The sequence below is a fragment of the Azonexus sp. IMCC34842 genome, from assembly GCF_050368855.1.
Classification (GTDB): Bacteria; Pseudomonadota; Gammaproteobacteria; order Burkholderiales; family Rhodocyclaceae; genus Azonexus; species Azonexus denitrificans_A.
In genome coordinates, this window is sequence record NZ_CP178449.1 from 69,992 (window position 1) to 87,208 (window position 17,217).

Annotated in this window: 14 protein-coding genes; 2 read left to right on the forward strand and 12 right to left on the reverse strand. The window is 61.2% G+C overall.

Annotation, left to right across the window (positions count from 1 at the left end; all coding sequences use genetic code 11):
• Nucleotides 1-12: 12 nt before the first annotated feature.
• On the reverse strand, nucleotides 13-1,713 hold the full coding sequence (locus ACLIKD_RS00335; protein ID WP_428826695.1) for a ShlB/FhaC/HecB family hemolysin secretion/activation protein: 1,701 nt from the start codon (nucleotides 1,711-1,713) through the stop codon (nucleotides 13-15).
• 652 nt (nucleotides 1,714-2,365) lie between these two features.
• Between ACLIKD_RS00335 and ACLIKD_RS00340 the strand changes: the two genes are divergently transcribed.
• The gene (locus tag ACLIKD_RS00340) at nucleotides 2,366-3,577 is read left to right on the forward strand and encodes a glutaredoxin family protein (RefSeq protein ID WP_428826696.1); all 1,212 of its coding nucleotides are present in this window, start codon (nucleotides 2,366-2,368) and stop codon (nucleotides 3,575-3,577) included.
• Nucleotides 3,578-3,648: 71 nt separating this feature from the next.
• On the opposite strand, the gene ACLIKD_RS00345 is transcribed toward ACLIKD_RS00340, so the two are convergent.
• The 6 genes from ACLIKD_RS00345 to ACLIKD_RS00370 all read right to left on the reverse strand — a co-directional run bounded on the left by ACLIKD_RS00345 (nucleotide 3,649) and on the right by ACLIKD_RS00370 (nucleotide 10,308).
• A complete protein-coding gene (locus ACLIKD_RS00345; protein ID WP_226418347.1) occupies nucleotides 3,649-4,176 on the reverse strand; it encodes a GNAT family N-acetyltransferase in 528 nt (175 codons plus the stop codon).
• Between the two features lie 5 nt (nucleotides 4,177-4,181).
• Nucleotides 4,182-4,439, reverse strand: a complete 258-nt coding sequence (locus ACLIKD_RS00350) for an acyl carrier protein (RefSeq protein WP_226418348.1) — start codon at nucleotides 4,437-4,439, stop codon at nucleotides 4,182-4,184.
• A gap of 11 nt (nucleotides 4,440-4,450) precedes the next feature.
• Nucleotides 4,451-6,190: an acetate--CoA ligase gene (gene acsA / locus ACLIKD_RS00355; RefSeq protein WP_428826697.1), complete on the reverse strand. Its 1,740-nt coding sequence runs from the start codon at nucleotides 6,188-6,190 to the stop codon at nucleotides 4,451-4,453.
• 23 nt (nucleotides 6,191-6,213) lie between these two features.
• A complete protein-coding gene (locus ACLIKD_RS00360) occupies nucleotides 6,214-6,684 on the reverse strand; it encodes a YkvA family protein (RefSeq protein WP_428826698.1) in 471 nt (156 codons plus the stop codon).
• 49 nt (nucleotides 6,685-6,733) lie between these two features.
• The gene (locus ACLIKD_RS00365) at nucleotides 6,734-7,117 is read right to left on the reverse strand and encodes a hypothetical protein (RefSeq protein WP_428826699.1); all 384 of its coding nucleotides are present in this window, start codon (nucleotides 7,115-7,117) and stop codon (nucleotides 6,734-6,736) included.
• A gap of 179 nt (nucleotides 7,118-7,296) precedes the next feature.
• Nucleotides 7,297-10,308 carry a PAS domain S-box protein gene (locus ACLIKD_RS00370; RefSeq protein ID WP_428826700.1) on the reverse strand — a complete coding sequence of 1,004 codons (3,012 nt, stop codon included), beginning with the start codon at nucleotides 10,306-10,308 and terminating at the stop codon, nucleotides 7,297-7,299.
• 214 nt (nucleotides 10,309-10,522) lie between these two features.
• Between ACLIKD_RS00370 and ACLIKD_RS00375 the strand changes: the two genes are divergently transcribed.
• A complete protein-coding gene (locus tag ACLIKD_RS00375) occupies nucleotides 10,523-11,014 on the forward strand; it encodes a nuclear transport factor 2 family protein (RefSeq protein WP_428826701.1) in 492 nt (163 codons plus the stop codon).
• A gap of 73 nt (nucleotides 11,015-11,087) precedes the next feature.
• Here ACLIKD_RS00375 and bcsS read toward each other — a convergent pair whose 3' ends face one another.
• From bcsS to ACLIKD_RS00400, 5 genes are all read right to left on the reverse strand, one after another.
• Complete coding sequence (gene bcsS / locus ACLIKD_RS00380; protein WP_428826702.1) at nucleotides 11,088-11,804, reverse strand: cellulose biosynthesis protein BcsS; 717 nt, start codon at nucleotides 11,802-11,804, stop codon at nucleotides 11,088-11,090.
• Between the two features lie 169 nt (nucleotides 11,805-11,973).
• Nucleotides 11,974-14,202: an urea transporter gene (locus tag ACLIKD_RS00385; RefSeq protein ID WP_428826703.1), complete on the reverse strand. Its 2,229-nt coding sequence runs from the start codon at nucleotides 14,200-14,202 to the stop codon at nucleotides 11,974-11,976.
• 10 nt (nucleotides 14,203-14,212) lie between these two features.
• A complete protein-coding gene (locus ACLIKD_RS00390) occupies nucleotides 14,213-15,640 on the reverse strand; it encodes a hypothetical protein (protein WP_428826704.1) in 1,428 nt (475 codons plus the stop codon).
• Nucleotides 15,637-16,725 (reverse strand): ATP-grasp domain-containing protein, encoded by a 1,089-nt coding sequence (locus ACLIKD_RS00395; RefSeq protein WP_226472272.1) that lies wholly within the window; start codon nucleotides 16,723-16,725, stop codon nucleotides 15,637-15,639. Before ACLIKD_RS00395 ends, ACLIKD_RS00390 begins: the two co-directional genes overlap by 4 nt.
• The gene (locus ACLIKD_RS00400; RefSeq protein ID WP_226418357.1) at nucleotides 16,722-17,039 is read right to left on the reverse strand and encodes a PqqD family protein; all 318 of its coding nucleotides are present in this window, start codon (nucleotides 17,037-17,039) and stop codon (nucleotides 16,722-16,724) included. The genes ACLIKD_RS00395 and ACLIKD_RS00400 overlap by 4 nt, the downstream gene beginning before the upstream one ends.
• Nucleotides 17,040-17,217: the final 178 nt, after the last annotated feature.

A 17,217-nucleotide genomic window follows, 5' to 3' on the forward strand; every position in this document is an offset into this window, starting at 1 on the left:
GGCTGCCTTGTTCTAGAAAGACCAGCTGAGGTTGAAGCCCGTCGTGGTGCCGGCGGTCTCGAAGTGTTGCGGTTTGCTGATGGGGCGCCCGGCGAAGAGCTCGTAAGTGAGTCCCATGAAGTTGCCGCGCAGACCGATGACGGCCCCGGCCAGTTGCTTGCCGACCAGTTGCTCGGCCGTGGCGCCGCCTACCCTGCCGTAGTCCACGCCCAGGTAGACCTCCTGGCCGGTGGCCCCGAGGCCGATCGCCAGGTCGTTGCGGACCAGCCAGCCGCGTTCGGCCGAGAGCAGGTTCTCGCCGTCAAACCCTCGCACCGTGTAGCGCCCGCCGATGGCAAAGCGATCCTGCGGCACGAGCGGCGTGTCATTCCATTGCGCCCGCCACGCGAAGGTGTAGCGCAGGCGCTGGCCGAGCAAGGTAAAGGGCTGGTTGTACTGGGCGTCGGCGGTGATCAGGCGGGGCCGGGAAGTACCTTCGCCAGTGGCTTCTTCCGGCGCCGCCGTGGCGTGCATGGCTCCGGTGCCGCGCCGATAGGCCAGGCTGGCATCGAGCGTCGCATCCTTGATGAAGATGCGTTCGCTGACATTGAGCTCCCAGCCCGCCATCTGCCGCCGCTGACCGACGAGTTCGGCATCCTCGATGAAATTGCTGGAGGCGCGTTGCCAGCCGCGTATGCCGAGCGTGGTCTTGCTGATCGCGTCGCGCCAGACGATGCGGCTGAGCCGGACATCGCTGTTGCGGCTGCGGCCGCTATAGACGAATGTCTGGTTGGTGCCGGCTACGGTCTGGTGGTAGGTGTAGTCGCTGGCCGTAAAACCGAGCAGCCAGTAATCGAAGGGCAGCGAATAGTGCACGGTACGGCCGCGCGTGCCGTGCGGCGGCTCGTTGCTGCTGAGATCGTTACTCAATGTGAAATAGAAGAGATCGTTCAGCGCCAGCAGATGATCGCCGGAGACGGTCATGCTGCCTTGTTCCTTGCCGCTCGCTTTGCTGCCGGAATTGTCGGCGGCGAGGTTGATGCGCAGAGGGAAGGCCTGTTGCCAGCTGACGACCAGATCGCTGTCGCCGGGGCGGGCATCGGCGGCTTCGCTCGGGACGATCTGGATGTCGGCTTCGGCGGTCGGGACGCGTTTGAGGTTTTCGAGAGCCTGCTCGATGTCGCGCAGATTGAGCAGGTCGCCCGGCCCCATGGGAAAGGCATTCCATTGCGTCGCCCGCGCCGTGCTTTCGGCGGTGAAGCGAATGGCGCGGATGCGCCCGGGGATCAGCGTCAGTTCGAGCGTGCCGGACTTGAGGTTCTGCGCTTCGGCGAGGATCCGGGTGGTTATGAAGGCGCGCTCGACGATGGCGTTCTGAACGCGCTTCATGACCAGATTGATGCCATCGCTGCCCAGGCATCGACCGATCGGTGAATCCTGGTCGCCACTGGCTGCTTGCAGCGCCCACTGGAATCGCTCGGCCGCTTCGCCCTTGAGTACCAGACGGTCGATGGTGAAGCACGGGCTTTCATCCTTGGGAAGACGCCCCGGGTCGCCCGTCTTTCCGGCATCCAGGCGCACATCCGGCGTTTGTTCCTGGCGCTTCTGCAATGCTTGTTCGCGTTGTTGCTGACGGATGAGCTCTTCCCCACCATCCGGGGGATTGATTGCGGCCTCTGTCTGAAAGGAAAAGATCAGCGTCGCAGCGGCAAAAAGCTGCGACGCGCTTCGCATCGTTAGTTTTGCGATATTTGTAACAGTTAGCACAATTTTAAGGCCGTCGTCATGATATGACAAAGGTGCGAATAGTAAGCCTTGCAGATGAAAAAGTCATCTGTACAAAAGTGCAATGGCATCGCTTGTTATTTATCGCAAATTCCTTGCTGTTGCTAGGTTCTGGCGATTGCACGAAACTCCTTGCGGCGACATTTTTGTTAAATTTTTACCCGTAAACAATATTAAACACGATAAAAATGATAAATCGTTAATTGTTTGTCTTTTGCCCGAGATCGGGGCGTCTCCAGATCGAAACACGCGTTGTTGTTCAGTGCCGAAGGCGTCGATGACGGGCTTGTAAAGTGCCAGTGTTTATATGAGCGTGGCGGCTCGCGATGTGTCGGTTGGAAAAAACTGAAAGCGCCTGTGCTATCCGCAGATCATTTGCCCGGCTGCTTCAGGATGGCGTTTTCGGGCAAACCATCAAAAGTCCTCATGCAGCAGAGAGTTTTCAAAAAATGTATGAAAGGCTGTCAGCGCCAACCGGCCAATTGGGGACGGCCGGGGAGGTCTAGTCGGGCCACGTTGATCGACAGCTAAAATTGGACGAGCAGTCGCGCACTAAAAACAGGAAATTCAACAGGCGCTCCCCCGAGGGTATAGTTTTGCCATGCAAAATCGATATGCAACGACGGGTTCGTGGTTCCGGATCTTCCGCGTAGTCGGAGTCATCGTTCTGACGGCAATTCTCATGGCCGGCCAGGCGATTCCGGCGGTGGCAGCAGAGGCGACGTCGTTACCCGAAATCGAGGTTTTCGTCCGGGATGGCTGTTCGCATTGCGAAGCGGCGAAGGACTTTCTCGACGACCTGACTGGCGAGCAGCCGGGCCTGCATGTGACCGTCGTTGACGTTCGACACAACCCGGATGCCCTGGCGCGTCTGCTTGCGCTGTCGGCGAAGGCCGGCATCGCCCAGCCTGGCGTACCGACCATCCTGGTCGGCAGCGAACTGATCGTCGGCTTCGATACCCCGGCCACCACGGGGGCACAGATACGCGCCGCGCTCGGTCATGCACAACACCCGGTCGGAACTGGCTCGATGTCGGTTTGCGGCGTCGCGGACGAGACGGTTTGTCAGGCCCCGAACGGCGATTCGATAAAAATCCCGTTTACCAGCCGTCAGGTCAGCGTCAATGAACTCGGCCTGCCGTTGTTTACCATCGTCATCGGATTGCTTGACGGCTTCAACCCTTGTTCAATGTGGGTGCTGATCCTGATCATCTCGATGCTCGCGACGCTTGGCGATCGGCGCCGAATGCTGCTCATCGCCGGAACGTTCATCGCGATTGAAGGGATCGCCTATTTTGGCTTCATGGCCGCCTGGCTCAATCTGTTCCTGCTGGTCGGGCTGTCGCGTGTTTCCGAGATTGCCATCGCCCTGCTCGCGATCGTTGCTGGCGCAATAAACCTCAAGGATTTCCTGGCGTTTGGACGAGGCATCAGCTTGTCCATTCCCGCCTCTGCCAAGCCGGGCATCTATGCGCGGCTGCGTGCGATTCTCCGGGCCGAGCACCTCTGGCCGGCCCTGGCCGGCACGGTGCTGCTCGCCGTGCTGGTGCAGATCTTCGAACTGCTGTGCACCTCCGGGTTTCCGGCGCTCTACACACGGATACTGACGCTGCGGAACCTCGACCGCATCGATTACTACGGCTATCTGCTGCTCTATGACGCGATGTACATGCTGGACGACATCATTGTCCTCGGGATCGGTGTCGTCACGTTAAGCCATCGTCGCTTGCAGGAAAAAGAGGGGCGATTCCTCAAGTTGGTGGCCGGGCTGGTCATGCTTGGCCTCGGTGTTTATCTGCTGTTGCCGCACTAGCAGCGTGCCGGTAGTCCTTGCCCTCGGCCGCAGCGCGTTCGGCTCAGGCCAGGCCGCCCGAGCAATTCCAGCTAGAGGGGCCGCACGGCATGGACCATGCCGGGGTCGTCGACGTCGCGGTGCAAGGTGAAGCCGAGCTGCCGGGCGAATTTGAGCATCTTGTCGTTGCCGGCCAGGATAAAGCCCTCCATGCTCGCCATGCCGCGCGCCTTGGCCGCGTCGATCAGCGTCAGCATCAGGAGGCCGGCGACGCCGCTGCCCTGCCATGCATCGTCGATCGCCACGGCAAATTCACAACTGTTGTCTGACGGGTTGGCAACGTAGCGGGCGACGCCGATCTCCAGATCCTGCCCATCGCGCTGGATGATCGCGACGAGGGCCAGGTGCCGCTCGTAATCGATCTCGGTGAGGTACTTCAGCTTGCCCGGCGCCAGTTCCTTCAAGGTGGACATGAAGCGCTTGTAGCGCGAGTCGGGCGACAGATGTTTGACGAAATCCTGCTCCAGGGTCGCGTCGGCGGCGCGGATCGGGCGGATCGTCACCGGGCTGCCATCGAACAGATAACGAGTGCGAACGAGATCGGCCGGATAGTCGCTCACGATGTTCAGCCCGCCGGTGTCTTGGCCGCCAGGTAGGCGACGATGCCATCGAGAGTCTGGAGCTTGCCGTAGTCGGTTTCGGGGATGTTCACCTGTAGCCGCTCATGCAGCGCGGCCAGGACGTTCAGCCAGTCCATCGAATCCAGATCGATCTGGGCGCGTAGCGGCTGGTCGGGGATGATCTGGGCCGGCTTGATTTCCGGCGCCAGCGCTTTCAGGATTTCCAGCACTTGGGCGCGGATCTGCGCGTCGTTCAGGTTCATCTTCTCTCCCGTTACTCCAGTGTCGAACTATCGCCTTCCGGCAGGCCGAGCTCCCGGGCCTTGAGCAGGCGGCGCATGATTTTGCCGCTGCGAGTATGTGGCAGCGCCCCGACGAATGCAATTTCCTTGGGCGCTACCGCGGCGCCCAGGCGCAGCCGGGCATGGGCCATCAATTCCAGGCGCAAGGCTTCCGTTGCCACGACGCCGTGCCTGAGCGCGACGAAGGCCTTGACGATCTCGCCGGCCAGCGCGTCCGGCTTGCCGATTACCCCCGCCTCGGCCACCGCCGGGTGTTCCAGCAGCACGCTCTCGACCTCGAACGGCCCGATCAGATGCCCGGCCGACTTGATGACGTCGTCGCGCCGGCCGACGAACCAGTAGTAGCCATCGGCATCGCGCCGCACCATGTCGCCGCTCAGGTATAGCGGGCCGGCAAAGCATTCTGCGTAGCGGTCCGGCTGGTCGAGATAGCCGCGAAACATCGACGGCCAGCCGGTTTTCAGCGCCAGTTCGCCAACCATGCCGGGGGCTTCGAGCAATTCGAGTGGCCGGCCGGGATGGCGACGGACCACGTGGGCGGTGATGCCGGGCAGCGGGCGCCCCATTGAGCCGGGCTTGATGTCCTGCGCCGCCGTGTTGGCAATCATGATGCTGCCGGTTTCGGTCTGCCACCAGTTGTCATGGATCGGCCGCCCGAGGACATCCAGCCCCCACCAGACCGCCTCCGGATTGAGCGCTTCGCCGACGCTGGCGATAAAGCGCAGGTCGGGGAAGCGGTGGCCGGCAAACAGTTCCGGCCCGGCCTTCATCAACATGCGAATCGCCGTCGGCGCGGTGTACCAGACGTTCACCCGCTCGGTTTCGAGGATGTGAATCCAGCGCGCCGCATCGAACTCGGCCTCGTCGACCACGCTGGTCACGCCAAGCACCAGCGGGGCGATGATGCCGTACGACGTTCCCGTCACCCAGCCCGGATCCGCCGTGCACCAGAACACGTCGTCCGGCTGCAGATCGAGAGCTGTCCGGGCCGTGGCGTAATGGGTGAGCACCGCGCCATGGACGTGGATGGCGCCCTTCGGCATGCCGGTCGTGCCGCTGGTGAAATGCAGCAGCGCCGGATCTTCGGGGCCGGTCGCAACGAGCGCCGGTGTGTCCGGAGCGGTAAGCAGCAGGGCCTGCAGATCCAGGGTGCCGGGAATGGGGCCGCCGCCGAGGTCGTCGATCAGCAGCACGTGTTCGAGGCTCGGCAGATCGGCACGCAAGGCCGCCACTTTGCGTTGGTAGGTACTGGCCGTGGTCACCAAGACCTTGCCTCCGGCCAGCGCGATGCGGCTGCGAATCGGCTCCGGCCCGAAGGCCTGAAAGAGGGGCGAAGCCACGGCGCCGATCTTCAGGGCGCCGAGTACGGCGACGTAGAGCTCGCAGATGCGGCCGCACAGCACGAACACGCAATCGCCCTTGGCGAAGCCCAGCGACTTGAGGAGATTGCCGAAGCGGTCGGTCAGTGTGCCCAGTTCGCGATAGCTGACGGCATGCGCACTGCCGTCCGGCCGCAAGAACCGGAACGCTGCCTTGTCGGCCAGCACTGAATGGGCATGCCGGTCCACCGCCGCGTAAGCCATATTGAGACTGCCATCGGGCAGCACACCAAGCTCGCGGCTCACCTGCGCCCACGAAAACGCGGTGCCATCGCTCGTCGCGGCTGCGGAGCGCGAATGGGTAGGCGACTTGCGAATAACCGTTGGTCTCATCGGTGCCCTCCGAGGCCTTGCTGTCAGGTGGTGAGTCGGGGGTGGCGGGGGCCGGGGTTTATGTCTGATATGTTGCCTGCCGGGTTGGGCATGGCGGGCAACGTGGGTATGAACACCTCATAGGCCCATACGACGCACCACGCTGCCAAAGCCAACCAGATCATGACGATAACCGCTCCCGCCACACGACTGACAGGTTTACCATTCGCCATGACTTGCTGTGCCCGCGCTCGGCATTCGGCCAGGACAGGGGGCGGCACCAGCTTGATAGCCAACGCAATGCCAATTGGGATTAATACAAGGTCGTCGAGATAGCCAATGATTGGAATGAAGTCCGGGATCAGGTCGATGGGGCTGAACGCATAGGCCACAATGGCCGCCACGAGAAGCTTTGCGTACCAAGGCGTGTCAGGGTGACGGGCTGCCAGATACAGGGCAAAAGTTTCAGCCTTGAGCTGATGCGCCTTTTGTTTGAGTTTCTCACGCAATGGCATAGCGATTCCCCGACCCCGGCGTACTCGACAAGGGGAGCCCGGGTTTTATTCAGACCTTGACGAACAAGGTCACCAGTGGATGCTCGCCAACCTGGCAGCTCCAGTGACCGTGCACTGCGGGATCGAAGCTGGCGCCTTCGGGCTGCAGGTCGGCGGAGTAAAAGTGATCGCCGGCCTTGAAGTTGCGACTGCTACCGTCCTGAAGGCCGATTTTCATTTCGCCGCTGAGTACAAACAGCCATTGCTCATTGGTGGTGCAGTGGAACTGGCTACGAAAGCCAACCGGGCTTTGGCGAAACTGGCAGCCGATTGCCGGCAATACCGACGACAGCATCGCCTGGGGCGATCCCTCGCTCAGCGCCACCTGTTCCTCGCGGAATTTGGCATAGCCATCGGTGTCGGTGTACAGGGTCACTTTGGTGAAAGTGGACATATTTGGTCTCCGACTGATTTGAATGGTTGGGGGCGCACAATTGTCGATTCCCAACGAGTTGAAGCAGCCGCATCGTGCCGAAGTTCCTGCCGGGTGGCAAGCCTGAGCGGCCGCTCCCAAAGTCAAAACCCGGCAATGCGCCGGGTTTTGACTTGTCTGCTTACCGCGGCTTTGGCGAGCTAATCGGCGGCGGCGTCCATATCCCTGGCCTCGATGGGTAGCCAGACCGTGAAGGTCGTGCCCTTGCCGAGTTCGCTGCTTACCTCGATGCGGCCGCGGTGTTTCTGGACGATGCTGTAGGCCAGCGACAAGCCCAGGCCGGTGCCCTTGCCGACCGGCTTGGTGGTGAAGAAGGGATCGAAGATGCGCGTCAGGTTCTCCGGCGCGATGCCGCTGCCGGTGTCGGTGATGGCGATGAACACTTCATCCCCCTGGCGGTCGCTCCGCAACGTGATCTCGCCCTTGTCCGGGATGGCGTGGGCGGCATTGACCAGCAGGTTCATGAACACCTGGTTGAGCTGAAACGGCACGCACCAGACCGGCGGCAGGTCGCCGTATTCCTTGTGCACGGTGCACTTGTACTTGAGTTCGTTCCAGACGATGTTGAGCGTCGAATCGAGGCCCTGGTGTAGGTCGGCCCATTGCGAATTGGCTTCGCCGGCGCGGGAAAAGTCCTTGAGATCGCGGACGATCTTGGCGACCCGGACGAGGCCGTCCTTCGATTCGGCCATCAGCTGGACGATGTCGGTCTTTAAAAACTCGAAGTCCCGATCGCGCTTGAGGGCCCGCACGGCAGCGAGTTGGGCGGCATCGGCGCCGAGGCTGGCTTCGGCCGCTTCATAGGCGGCGGTGATCGAGAAAATGTCCTGCTGGTAGCGCTCCAGCGTACCGAGGTTGGAGGAGACGAAGCCGATCGGGTTGTTGATTTCGTGGGCGACGCCGGCGGCGAGCTGGCCGATCGAGGCCATCTTCTCCGATTGCAGCAACTGGTTCTGCGCCTCGACCAGCTTGGCGTTGAGCGCCCTGGCCTCGGCCAGCGCATGCTGCAACTCCTCTTCGGCATGCTTGCGGCTGTCGATATCGCGGACCACGGCGAGCACCCGTTCGCCGTGATCGACCTGCATCATCTTCAGATTGACCATGACCCAGAATTCGCGCCCGGTACTGTCGCGGGCCAACCATTCGAAGGACTGCCAGCCTTGCTCCCTGGCGCGCTGGATGTATTCCAGCGCGGCTTCCGGCGTGTACTGCTCATGGTTGGCTGTGACCTTGGCCAGATCGAGATTGAGCAGTTGTTCGCGGCTGTAGCCGTACATCCGGCAGGCCCCGGCATTGACATCGAGAACCCGGCCGTTGCTGGCATCGTGCAGGAAAATGGCGTCGTTGATCGTGTCGTAGATGGTGCGGAATTTTTCTTCGCTCTCGGCCAGTGCGATTTCGATGCGCCGTCGCTCGCTGATGTCCTCCTTGACCGCCAGGTAATGGGTCACCCGGCCGTCCGGCTGGCGTATCGGGTTGATGCCGACCAGCTCCAGGTATTCGCTGCCGTCCTTGCGCCGGTTATAGAGTTCGCCGCGCCACGGCAGACCACGGGTCAGATTGCTCCACATTTCCTCGTAGCTGGCCTTCGGGGTCCGGCCCGAACGGAGCATGCGGGTGTTCTGGCCGAGCACCTCGGCGCGCGGGTAGCCGCTGGAATGGACGAAGGCTTCATTGACGTATTCGATCGTTGCCTCGAGATCGGTGATGACGATGCTGACCGGACTCTGCTCGGCCGCCAGCGAAAGCTTGCGCAGCTCTTCCTGGGCCCGTTTGCGGGCGGTGATGTCGCGCGAAATGCCCTGTACCTGGCGGACCTGACCTTGTTTGTCGGTGAGCAATGTCATGACCGCCTCGGTCTCGATCACCGTGCCGTCCTTGCATGGCTGGGCCAGCTCGAAGTGCCGGGTCCGGACCGATTGGTCGCCGGCCGCGAAACGCGCCAGCCACTTCGGCAATTCGTCGTTCATCATCTGCCGGGATTCCGGCATCAGCGGATCCTGCATGCTTTGCTGCATCGCTTCCGCCACCGTGTAGCCACGCATGCGTTCGACGGCCGGGCTGATATAGATGAAGCGCTGGGTGTCCAGATCGTAGAGCCAGACGACATCGCTGCCGCTTTCGGCGAGCACGCGATAGTGTGCCTCACGGGCCCGTGCGCCCAAGGCCGTGGCGAAGACTCGCCCGAGCGCCAGTAGCACGACCAGCAGGATGGCGGCGGCGGCGGCGATCCAGCCGAAGTTGCGCCGGGCCTCACGATAGATTTCGCTGTCGTCCATCTTGGTGATCAGCAGCCAGTCGGTGCCGGGAATATCAAGCACGACGCCGAGCACCGATTGGCCACGGTAATCTTTGCCGGCCAGCACGTCGCCTTCGCCGCGCAGTGATTTGCCGGAGATCAGTCCCGGTGTGTCGACCGACAGGTGCAGGCTGAGTGGCGGCGCCGCTTGATGCCGCAAGGGGCTGAGGAAAACCACCTGGTTGCCTTCGCGGCGTGCCAGGATGCTTTCTGCGGTGTCGCTGGGTACCGGCCAGCGGTTGATCATCGGGTAAATCACCAGTTTCGGATCGAGTTGAAACAGCAGGTAGCCGATCATCTCGGAATCGCCGCTGCCTTCGAAAAACAAGGGTGCCAGGATGTCCAGCACGACATCGTCGGTGGTCTCGCCGGTTCGGTGGAAATCGATAAAGACCGGGCGGCGGGCGTCCTGCGCCTGGCGGACTGCGGCGCGGTGCGACGCATCGAATTGGGGATGGGCGTGTGCATCCCCAATGAGCTGATGGCCGGCTGCGTCGTAGAGCGAGACGGCCTTGAATTCCGGATTGGCCGCCATCAGGTCGCGCAGCCGGGTCTGCAATGCCCGGGTGGGGCCGGCCGTGTCGCCGTTAGCCAATAGACGGGCAAGGTTGGGGGCGATGACGCCATCGTGAGGCTGGGTCAGCATGATCACCCGGTCGTCGAGCCAGCGCTTGATATCCCAGGATTTCAGCGAGGCGACCGAATACAGCTGTTGCTCGGCCATATCGTGCGCGTGGTGGTAGAGCAGCGTGTGAATGCGGTAAAGGCCAGCCCCCAGCAGCACGATCAGCGCTGCTATGGCGACCAGCCACTGGCGGCTGGTCGGTACGAATGCGTCGTCACGCTCGGACATGATGTTTTGCCTCGTTACTGGCACGCCGGGTGCCACCTTTATTGCCATTTGCTTTTGATACTACCCTGAAACTTGTCGTTTTCGGCTTCCCGGAAGCCGGGCGGCCGCTGGGGTTTTGATCGCTTTCGAATCGGCAGTTGACCAGGAGCAAAGGCCGAAAGGCAGCATGGGTCTATAAATAGTATTGATTCCAAAGAGTAAGGAGTGTCATATCATGAAATCGTTATACGCAGTCTTTCTCTCCGTCTTTCTGGCCCTGTCTTCCGGCATGGTCATGGCGCAAGTGCCGGTCGTCGCGCAAGGAAACCACGACTCCTTGTTGACCAGTCCCGACCCGAAACTGGCCCGCAACAAGAGGCTTGTTTACGATTTCTGGCGCGAAGTGGTCGAAGCCGGACATGTCGATCAGGTCGGCAAGTACGTCACGGAAGGCTATATCCAGCATAACCCGAACGTCGAAACTGGCCGCACCGCGCTGGTCCAGCAGATCGCCAAGAACGTCAAGCCACAGGCTGTCCAGCCGCGGATCCTGGCCCCGCTGGTCGCCGTCGTTGCCGAAGGAAACTTCGTGATGGTCAGCTTGGTCAGCGAAGTGGCCGACAGCAAGAACCCGGCGAAGAAACACACCACCACATGGTTCGATCTGTTCCGCATCGAAGACGGGAAGATCGCCGAGCACTGGGACTCCGCGCTGAAACTTCAATGAGTTAAGCGCAGGCCCAAAAGAAAAGGGAAGGCATGTTGTCATGCCTTCCCTTTTTATCAAGCGACTGACCGAATCAGAAGGTCGCCGACAATTCCATCGCCACGTAAGGCGTATAACCTGCGCTGGTTCGCTCGGTCTTCGCCTGGCCGGCAGAAATCGACAGCAAGGCCGGCAACAGCGTGCGGAAATTCAGGAAGACGCCCAGGCGCTGCTCATCGGCCTGGCGATCGCCGCTCAGGAGAATTTCCGGCCCGACGACGTAGCCCGCGAAATCGCGACCGGCCCGACCACGCACCCAGTAGCGGTCGCGTGCCGTGCTGTAGGTGGCAATCAGGTTTCCATAGTACGGAGCGGCGAAGTCGGTTTCGATCTCGCCACGGACCTTGGCGCCGAAATGGTCGCCACGGTTGCGGTCATAGGTGTTTTCCGGGGACAGATCGTTCCCTTCGTACTCGGCACCGACATAACCGCGCAGCGTGACTGCGGTGAGCACTTTCTGGTAACCGAACAGGGCTTCGACGGCGGTGTAGTCGCCCTTGACTTCGCCGCCAGCAACAGCCGCGCTGCTGTACTTGTATTTGCCGCCGAAAGCGACCGCACGGGCAATGAAGCCGTCATCAAGCACATGTTTGCCGAAGTGATGCGTCAAGCCGAGATAGCCGTAGGCCGATTTTTCGCGCGCATCCACGCCGACCAGGACTCCGGTCTTTGTTTCCTCGGCGCCAACCAGGCCCGGTGTCAGAAGGAGAGAGCCAGCCAGCAACAACGGCAGCATTACGTTGGATCGCATATCAATTACCTCAAAAACGTCAATACAGAAAAATTTATCAATCTATGTTCCCGACAAGTATAAAACAGCTTGGCATTTCCTCCCCTTGAAACGTCCTGCCCGCATCGACCTTAATCCTCTGTTTTTGATGTATTTGCATCAAAGAGTCCGGGAAATTAAGGATCCGGTATCAGCTTCGGCTGTTCTGGGACAGGCCCGGTTCAAACGAGAGCAGGGAATACTCGATCGCTCCGGACGGGTATTCGGCGCGCAGAAATACTGGCCCGCGCAGGCGCTCGAAGCGGCATGTCAGGGCGCTTGGACAGAGCGGGTCGCTGCTTTCGAAGCTTGCCTTGATAACGATTGCCCCCTGGAACTGCGGGACTTCCTGGCATTCGTAATGGCCTTTCGGGAAATGTTTGCCGAAAAACGGCGCCAGCGAGTCTGCAAATCCCATGCCGGAGACCAGCAGCGGCGGCACATCGTCCCAGGTCATGCCGACCTGCGAAGCATAAGGAATGCACGGCGTTGCCATGCCGAACAGCCGGAGAAACGAGGATTGCACCCGCTCGAGCTCGGTGATCCGCCAGGCATCCGGATCGAGCGAGGCGAGCAGGCGTCCGCCCTTTCCGGCATCGAAGCGATAGCGGCCAGCTTCGTCGAGCGTCACTGCGATTCGTGCCGTGCGATCGGCATTCGCCTGGCGCAGTCGCGCCGGCACCTCACCAGATATCGCACAGAACCAGACAGCCGAGCCGGGCATCATCGTCGATAGCAGGCCGTACACTTGCGGATTCGGCGTAGCCGCCTCGAGCAGGCTGTCGCGAATCGGGATGCCGGAAGCTGTCCAGCGCAGCCATGCTCCGCTGCTGTCGTTATGGGACAGATAGTTGGCCAGTTTGAATGGCTTGGTCGGGGCGCCAACTTTCGCCGCAACCTGAATCTGCATGTGCAGATGCGGCTCGGGCGAGCGCCCTGAATTGCCGACCCGCCCGATGATCGTGCCCGGCTCGACGCGGCTGCCGACGCTGACGCCAATCGAGCCGCGCATCAAATGGGCAACCAGAAGCCAGCCGTCGCGTTCCAGACGAATCACCACATGGTTGCCCCAGTTGTCGGCAAAATTCGAGCCGCCCAACGGATTGTCCGGAACATCGTTTCTGACCCGCTCGACGGTTCCGGCGACCGGCGAAAGTACCGTGGCCCCCCAGATCGACTCGTTTTCACCGACGCCGCCATTGTGGCTGGCGGGGCGTTGAAAATCGAAGGCGTGGCTCCAGGCGCCGGCATGGGTTATTCCTCCGGCGAATCCCTGGGAAACCCGCAACGGGCCGCTGAGCGGAACGGCCAGCAAGGGATCGCTGTCGCCAAACCGCTGGGCCAGACAGGTATCGCGACACCAGGCCACTTCCGGCGGAAAGCGCGACGAACTGTAACGCTTGGCGACGGCATTGCGGCCGGCCAGCATCAGTGCGCCGATCCCGAGCCAGATGGTCAGCATCGACGAAATGGGCAGGTAGGAGATTGAACCGCCCGCGAAAACCACCTGCAGCGTCAATCCGACGAAGGAGCACAGCACGCCGGCGATCAGCGAAATCAGCAGGGTCTTCCGGGTGGGCAGGAACAACACTGCGCCCAGGGCGATGCCGACCAGGAAAAAGTTGTAGGACAGCGGCAGGAAAAAGTACGGGAAGCCGAGCGCCTGGAAGGCCAGGCCGGCTAGCGCGCCACTGCTCCAGGCGATGACGCCGGTAAGGAATGCCGCCCGCGACCAGAGCAGCATGGCCAGGCAGACCAGCGCCCCGAACTGGAGCGATGGCGAATAAACCAGCCCGCCCATCGAACGGACGAAAGATTCAAGCCAGCCCAATGCATCGGTCGGCTGCAGCCACGGCGCCATGGTGGCAGAGGCCAGTACGGTGCAATTCGGGCATAGCACGAACAGACAACTGGCGACCACGCAATAGCCGGTAGCCATGACCGGAAAGCGCGAGGTTTGAAGCACGGCCATCGCCGCTCCGGTGACGATGGCGGCAGTCCCGGCCGCCAAAACGGCAACCATCAGTTGTACCCACAGGGGCATGCTCACCGCGCTGGTCAACCAGGCGGTGGCTACCGCGGAGAGCAAGGCGTTGGCCTTGATGCCCGCTCCCTGGCTGGGTGCGTCGCCCAGCCGGAGAAGCCGCTTGCAAGCCATGCCGACGCCGAGTCCGAGCACGCCGAAGGCGCCCAGGCGCGGATTGGCGAACAGGGCGACCCACAGGATTAAGCCGATCCACGGATTCGAAATGAAGAAAATGCTACCCAAGCCGTAGCCGAGTTGGCGAAGCAGCTCCTCGATCCCGTCTTGCGGGGCCCACCGGCCATGCCGAATCGTCTTGCCCGGCAGCCAGCTCCCAGCGATGCTCGACGATCTCATGATGACCTCCTCAGGTCTTCAGGTGGGCGGGAAGGCGCTCTGGTCCGTCAACATCGTTGAGCACTTCGCGTCGCCTGATCAGTTCCGGTACGCCCTGCTGATTGATCATGATCACTGCTGGGCGGTAGGTAATGAATTGCATCGACTGGGTCACGTTGTAGGCGCCGACCGGATGCAGCGTCAGCACGTCGCCGACATTCAGGGGCGGCAGGTCGACGCTGTAGCGCACGACGTCGATCGCCATGCACAGCGGTCCGTACAGGCGAACCGGCGAGAGCGGCGCATTGCGCGCTTCGGCCGGATAGACGTTGATCTGGTACCACGCCCCGGTGTACAACAAGGTGACGCCGGCATCGATCAGATAACTTGCCTTGGCATCATCGCCAAGGATCAGCTGTTCCTTGTAATCACGCAGCGACCAATCGGCCCCGGTGACCACCGGATGCCGCACGCCCTTGACGGCGACGACCGAGGACAGCAGGTAGCCGGCTTCGTCGATCAGGTGACGGCCGGTTTCGAAGCGCAAGGCTGGCCGCAGCTTGTGTGGCAATTCGTTGAGGACCGCTGTGACCGCATCGGCGTAGCGTTCGATTGCTGGAATCAACAACTCGGGCGATCCGACCATGCCATGCAACACGCTTTGCGACGGGAAGCCACCGCCGAGGTTGAGGCAGGGGACGAGATGCTGATACTCGACCCGGATCTGCTCGCGCAGGCCGACCAGTTTCCGGGCAGCGATGCCATAGGCCGCCGGTTCGAGAATGTAGGTTCCGATATGGGTATGCAGGGTGTGCAGCTGCAGCTTCGGGTTGGCGACGATTCTGGCGGCGACCCGGCCGGCTTCGCCGGACTCCAGGGAGAAACCGAATTTCGACCAGATCGGGCGGATGCCCGCATCGAGCCAGACGCGAATGCCGACATTGAGCGGTTGCGGGATGTCCTTGACCAGTTCCTCGATCAGGCACAGCTCGTCCCAGTTGTCGATCTGGATCAGAGCCCTTTCGCGAATCGCCACTTCGAGGATGGCGCGTGGCTTGTAGGGGCCGTTGAAGACGATGTCCTTGCCGGCAATGCCGAGTTTTCTGGCCTTCTCGTATTCGAAGTCGGAAACCACCTCGGCAATCCAGCCTTCCTGGTGGAACACCTGGCAGACCGCCGCCAGGTAATTCGTCTTGTATGACCAGGCAAAGCTGGTATTCGGATAGCGGCTCTTGAAGGCTTCGCGCAAATGGCGTGCCTTCTCCCTGATTTGATGTTCGGAAAAGACAAACAGGGGGGAACCGAATTTTTCGACGAGTTCGGCGACCGGTATCCCGTCGATCCCGAACAGGGTTTTCGAGGTCACGCCACGCGCGTAGAAGTTCCGGTCAGCCGCCGCACTGGGGCCGATGCGGCCGAGTTCGTTGCTGATTTCAGGGGGAAGATAGTTGTCGCTCATTTTCTTAACTCCGAACCGCTTTGTTCAGGGCGTAAAGTCCGCTCACCGCTGGTTGCCATGGCGGCAAATCCAGCGAAATCGTCGACCAAATCGACGCTGTGCCGAACGAACATCTGCCCCGCCGTACATTTGCCGGTGTGGCTCACCGGCCGGTCTAAAAGTCGCTCGAGCAGCAAGGCCGGCATGTTGCATCCGAGTTGCGACGGGAAGTCGATCCATGCCGGGAAGCGGGGATTGATTTCAAACAGGGTATAGGGCTTGCCATTTCCCTTGAGGAATTCAAGTTCGAACGGACCGTTCCACTTGAGCTCCTTGATGATCGCCGCGGCCAGGCGATCAAGTTCCGGATTGGCGACGACGATGCCGCCAAAGCCTTTGCCATGCGAGGTACGCAGCAGTTTTCTGATTGAACAGCTCTGGACTATCGTCCCCTTGTCATCACCGACGCCGGTGACGTTGTACTCTTCGCCGACGATCACTTCCTGGACGATCAGTGGCCAGCCCCAAACGCGGACGATGTCCTGATAGGCGGCCGGCAGATCCAGCCCGGAATTGACCAGCTGCGCTTCATAGAGGCGTCCCTTGACGTAGACCGGGTAGCCGATTTCCCCGGCGTACTGCGCGACGGCGAAATCGTTCATGGCTACCCGGGTTTCCGGTGCCGGCACGCCGATCTTGCGGCAAAGGTTGTACAGGTTGGATTTGTGTCGGCTTTCGAAGGCCTTCAGTGACGGCAGCAGGCAGCGGATGCCCAGTTTGCCGAGCGGCGCCTGGATTTCGATGTAATTCTCGATTTCTGAATCAAGGCAAGGAATGACCGCCGAGAGCTTCTCGTTGCGGTCGATCTCCGTCAGGCGTTCGAGCAAGGCCTGCACGCCCGCGCCGGGGTAGGGAATCAGGTAGGCGACATCGGGGTGGTCAAGCCCCTGCCCATACAAGCTGCTTTCCAGCGGGTCGTAGGACAGTCCGATAATGCGGATATCCGGAAAGTGCCGCCGCAAACTGGCGATCACCGCCGCCCCCGGTTGGGGGTTTTCGCCGCGATGCAATCCGCTGACGGCAACAACTAATTTTTCGCTTTTCATTTCCCACATCCGGGAATGTTCGAGGTCAATATGCCGCGTACCGACAATTCGTTGATCAACAGTTCGACATCGCGCACGGCTGTCATGCGGCTAACTGCGCAATGTCTTTGGATGACGTCAGCCAAAGCCTCGCTCCTGGTGCCCTGTTGGATGGCCTGCAAAATAAGTATCGCTGTCGGGGTAACCCGGTAGAACATCCCGGTTTCCGTATTCAATACAAATTCCGAACCGAAAAACTTCAGCGCTGGCAAAGTGCTTTCGCCGCCTCGGCCGGCTTCTTTCGAACGGGCAATTTTTGGTGTTTTTGTGTGCATGATTCGCTTAAGCGTCAAGGTCCATCGCGGCCGCTTCTGTAACTAGCCTGGCCGCCAAAAGTAGCTCGCCAACTGGACACGATTGATAAACAGCGTTTGCCTACACAGGCCAGGCCGGACTGAACGGGCCGCCGAGGCCCCGGCCGGTTAAGACCGGGGTGACTCGGTGCGATCATCC

Excerpts from the sequence above, each read along its gene's own strand:
- bcsS (WP_428826702.1), bottom strand. The coding sequence starts at position 11,804 with ATGCGATCCAACGTAATGCTGCCGTTGTTGCTGGCTGGCTCTCTCCTT.
- ACLIKD_RS00375 (WP_428826701.1), top strand. The coding sequence starts at position 10,523 with ATGAAATCGTTATACGCAGTCTTTCTCTCCGTCTTTCTGGCCCTGTCT.
- ACLIKD_RS00400 (WP_226418357.1), bottom strand. The coding sequence starts at position 17,039 with ATGCACACAAAAACACCAAAAATTGCCCGTTCGAAAGAAGCCGGCCGA.
- ACLIKD_RS00350 (WP_226418348.1), bottom strand. The coding sequence starts at position 4,439 with ATGAACCTGAACGACGCGCAGATCCGCGCCCAAGTGCTGGAAATCCTG.
- ACLIKD_RS00335 (WP_428826695.1), bottom strand. The coding sequence starts at position 1,713 with ATGCGAAGCGCGTCGCAGCTTTTTGCCGCTGCGACGCTGATCTTTTCC.
- acsA (WP_428826697.1), bottom strand. The coding sequence starts at position 6,190 with ATGAGACCAACGGTTATTCGCAAGTCGCCTACCCATTCGCGCTCCGCA.
- ACLIKD_RS00370 (WP_428826700.1), bottom strand. The coding sequence starts at position 10,308 with ATGTCCGAGCGTGACGACGCATTCGTACCGACCAGCCGCCAGTGGCTG.
- ACLIKD_RS00340 (WP_428826696.1), top strand. The coding sequence starts at position 2,366 with ATGCAAAATCGATATGCAACGACGGGTTCGTGGTTCCGGATCTTCCGC.
- ACLIKD_RS00360 (WP_428826698.1), bottom strand. The coding sequence starts at position 6,684 with ATGCCATTGCGTGAGAAACTCAAACAAAAGGCGCATCAGCTCAAGGCT.
- ACLIKD_RS00365 (WP_428826699.1), bottom strand. The coding sequence starts at position 7,117 with ATGTCCACTTTCACCAAAGTGACCCTGTACACCGACACCGATGGCTAT.
- ACLIKD_RS00390 (WP_428826704.1), bottom strand. The coding sequence starts at position 15,640 with ATGAGCGACAACTATCTTCCCCCTGAAATCAGCAACGAACTCGGCCGC.
- ACLIKD_RS00395 (WP_226472272.1), bottom strand. The coding sequence starts at position 16,725 with ATGAAAAGCGAAAAATTAGTTGTTGCCGTCAGCGGATTGCATCGCGGC.
- ACLIKD_RS00385 (WP_428826703.1), bottom strand. The coding sequence starts at position 14,202 with ATGAGATCGTCGAGCATCGCTGGGAGCTGGCTGCCGGGCAAGACGATT.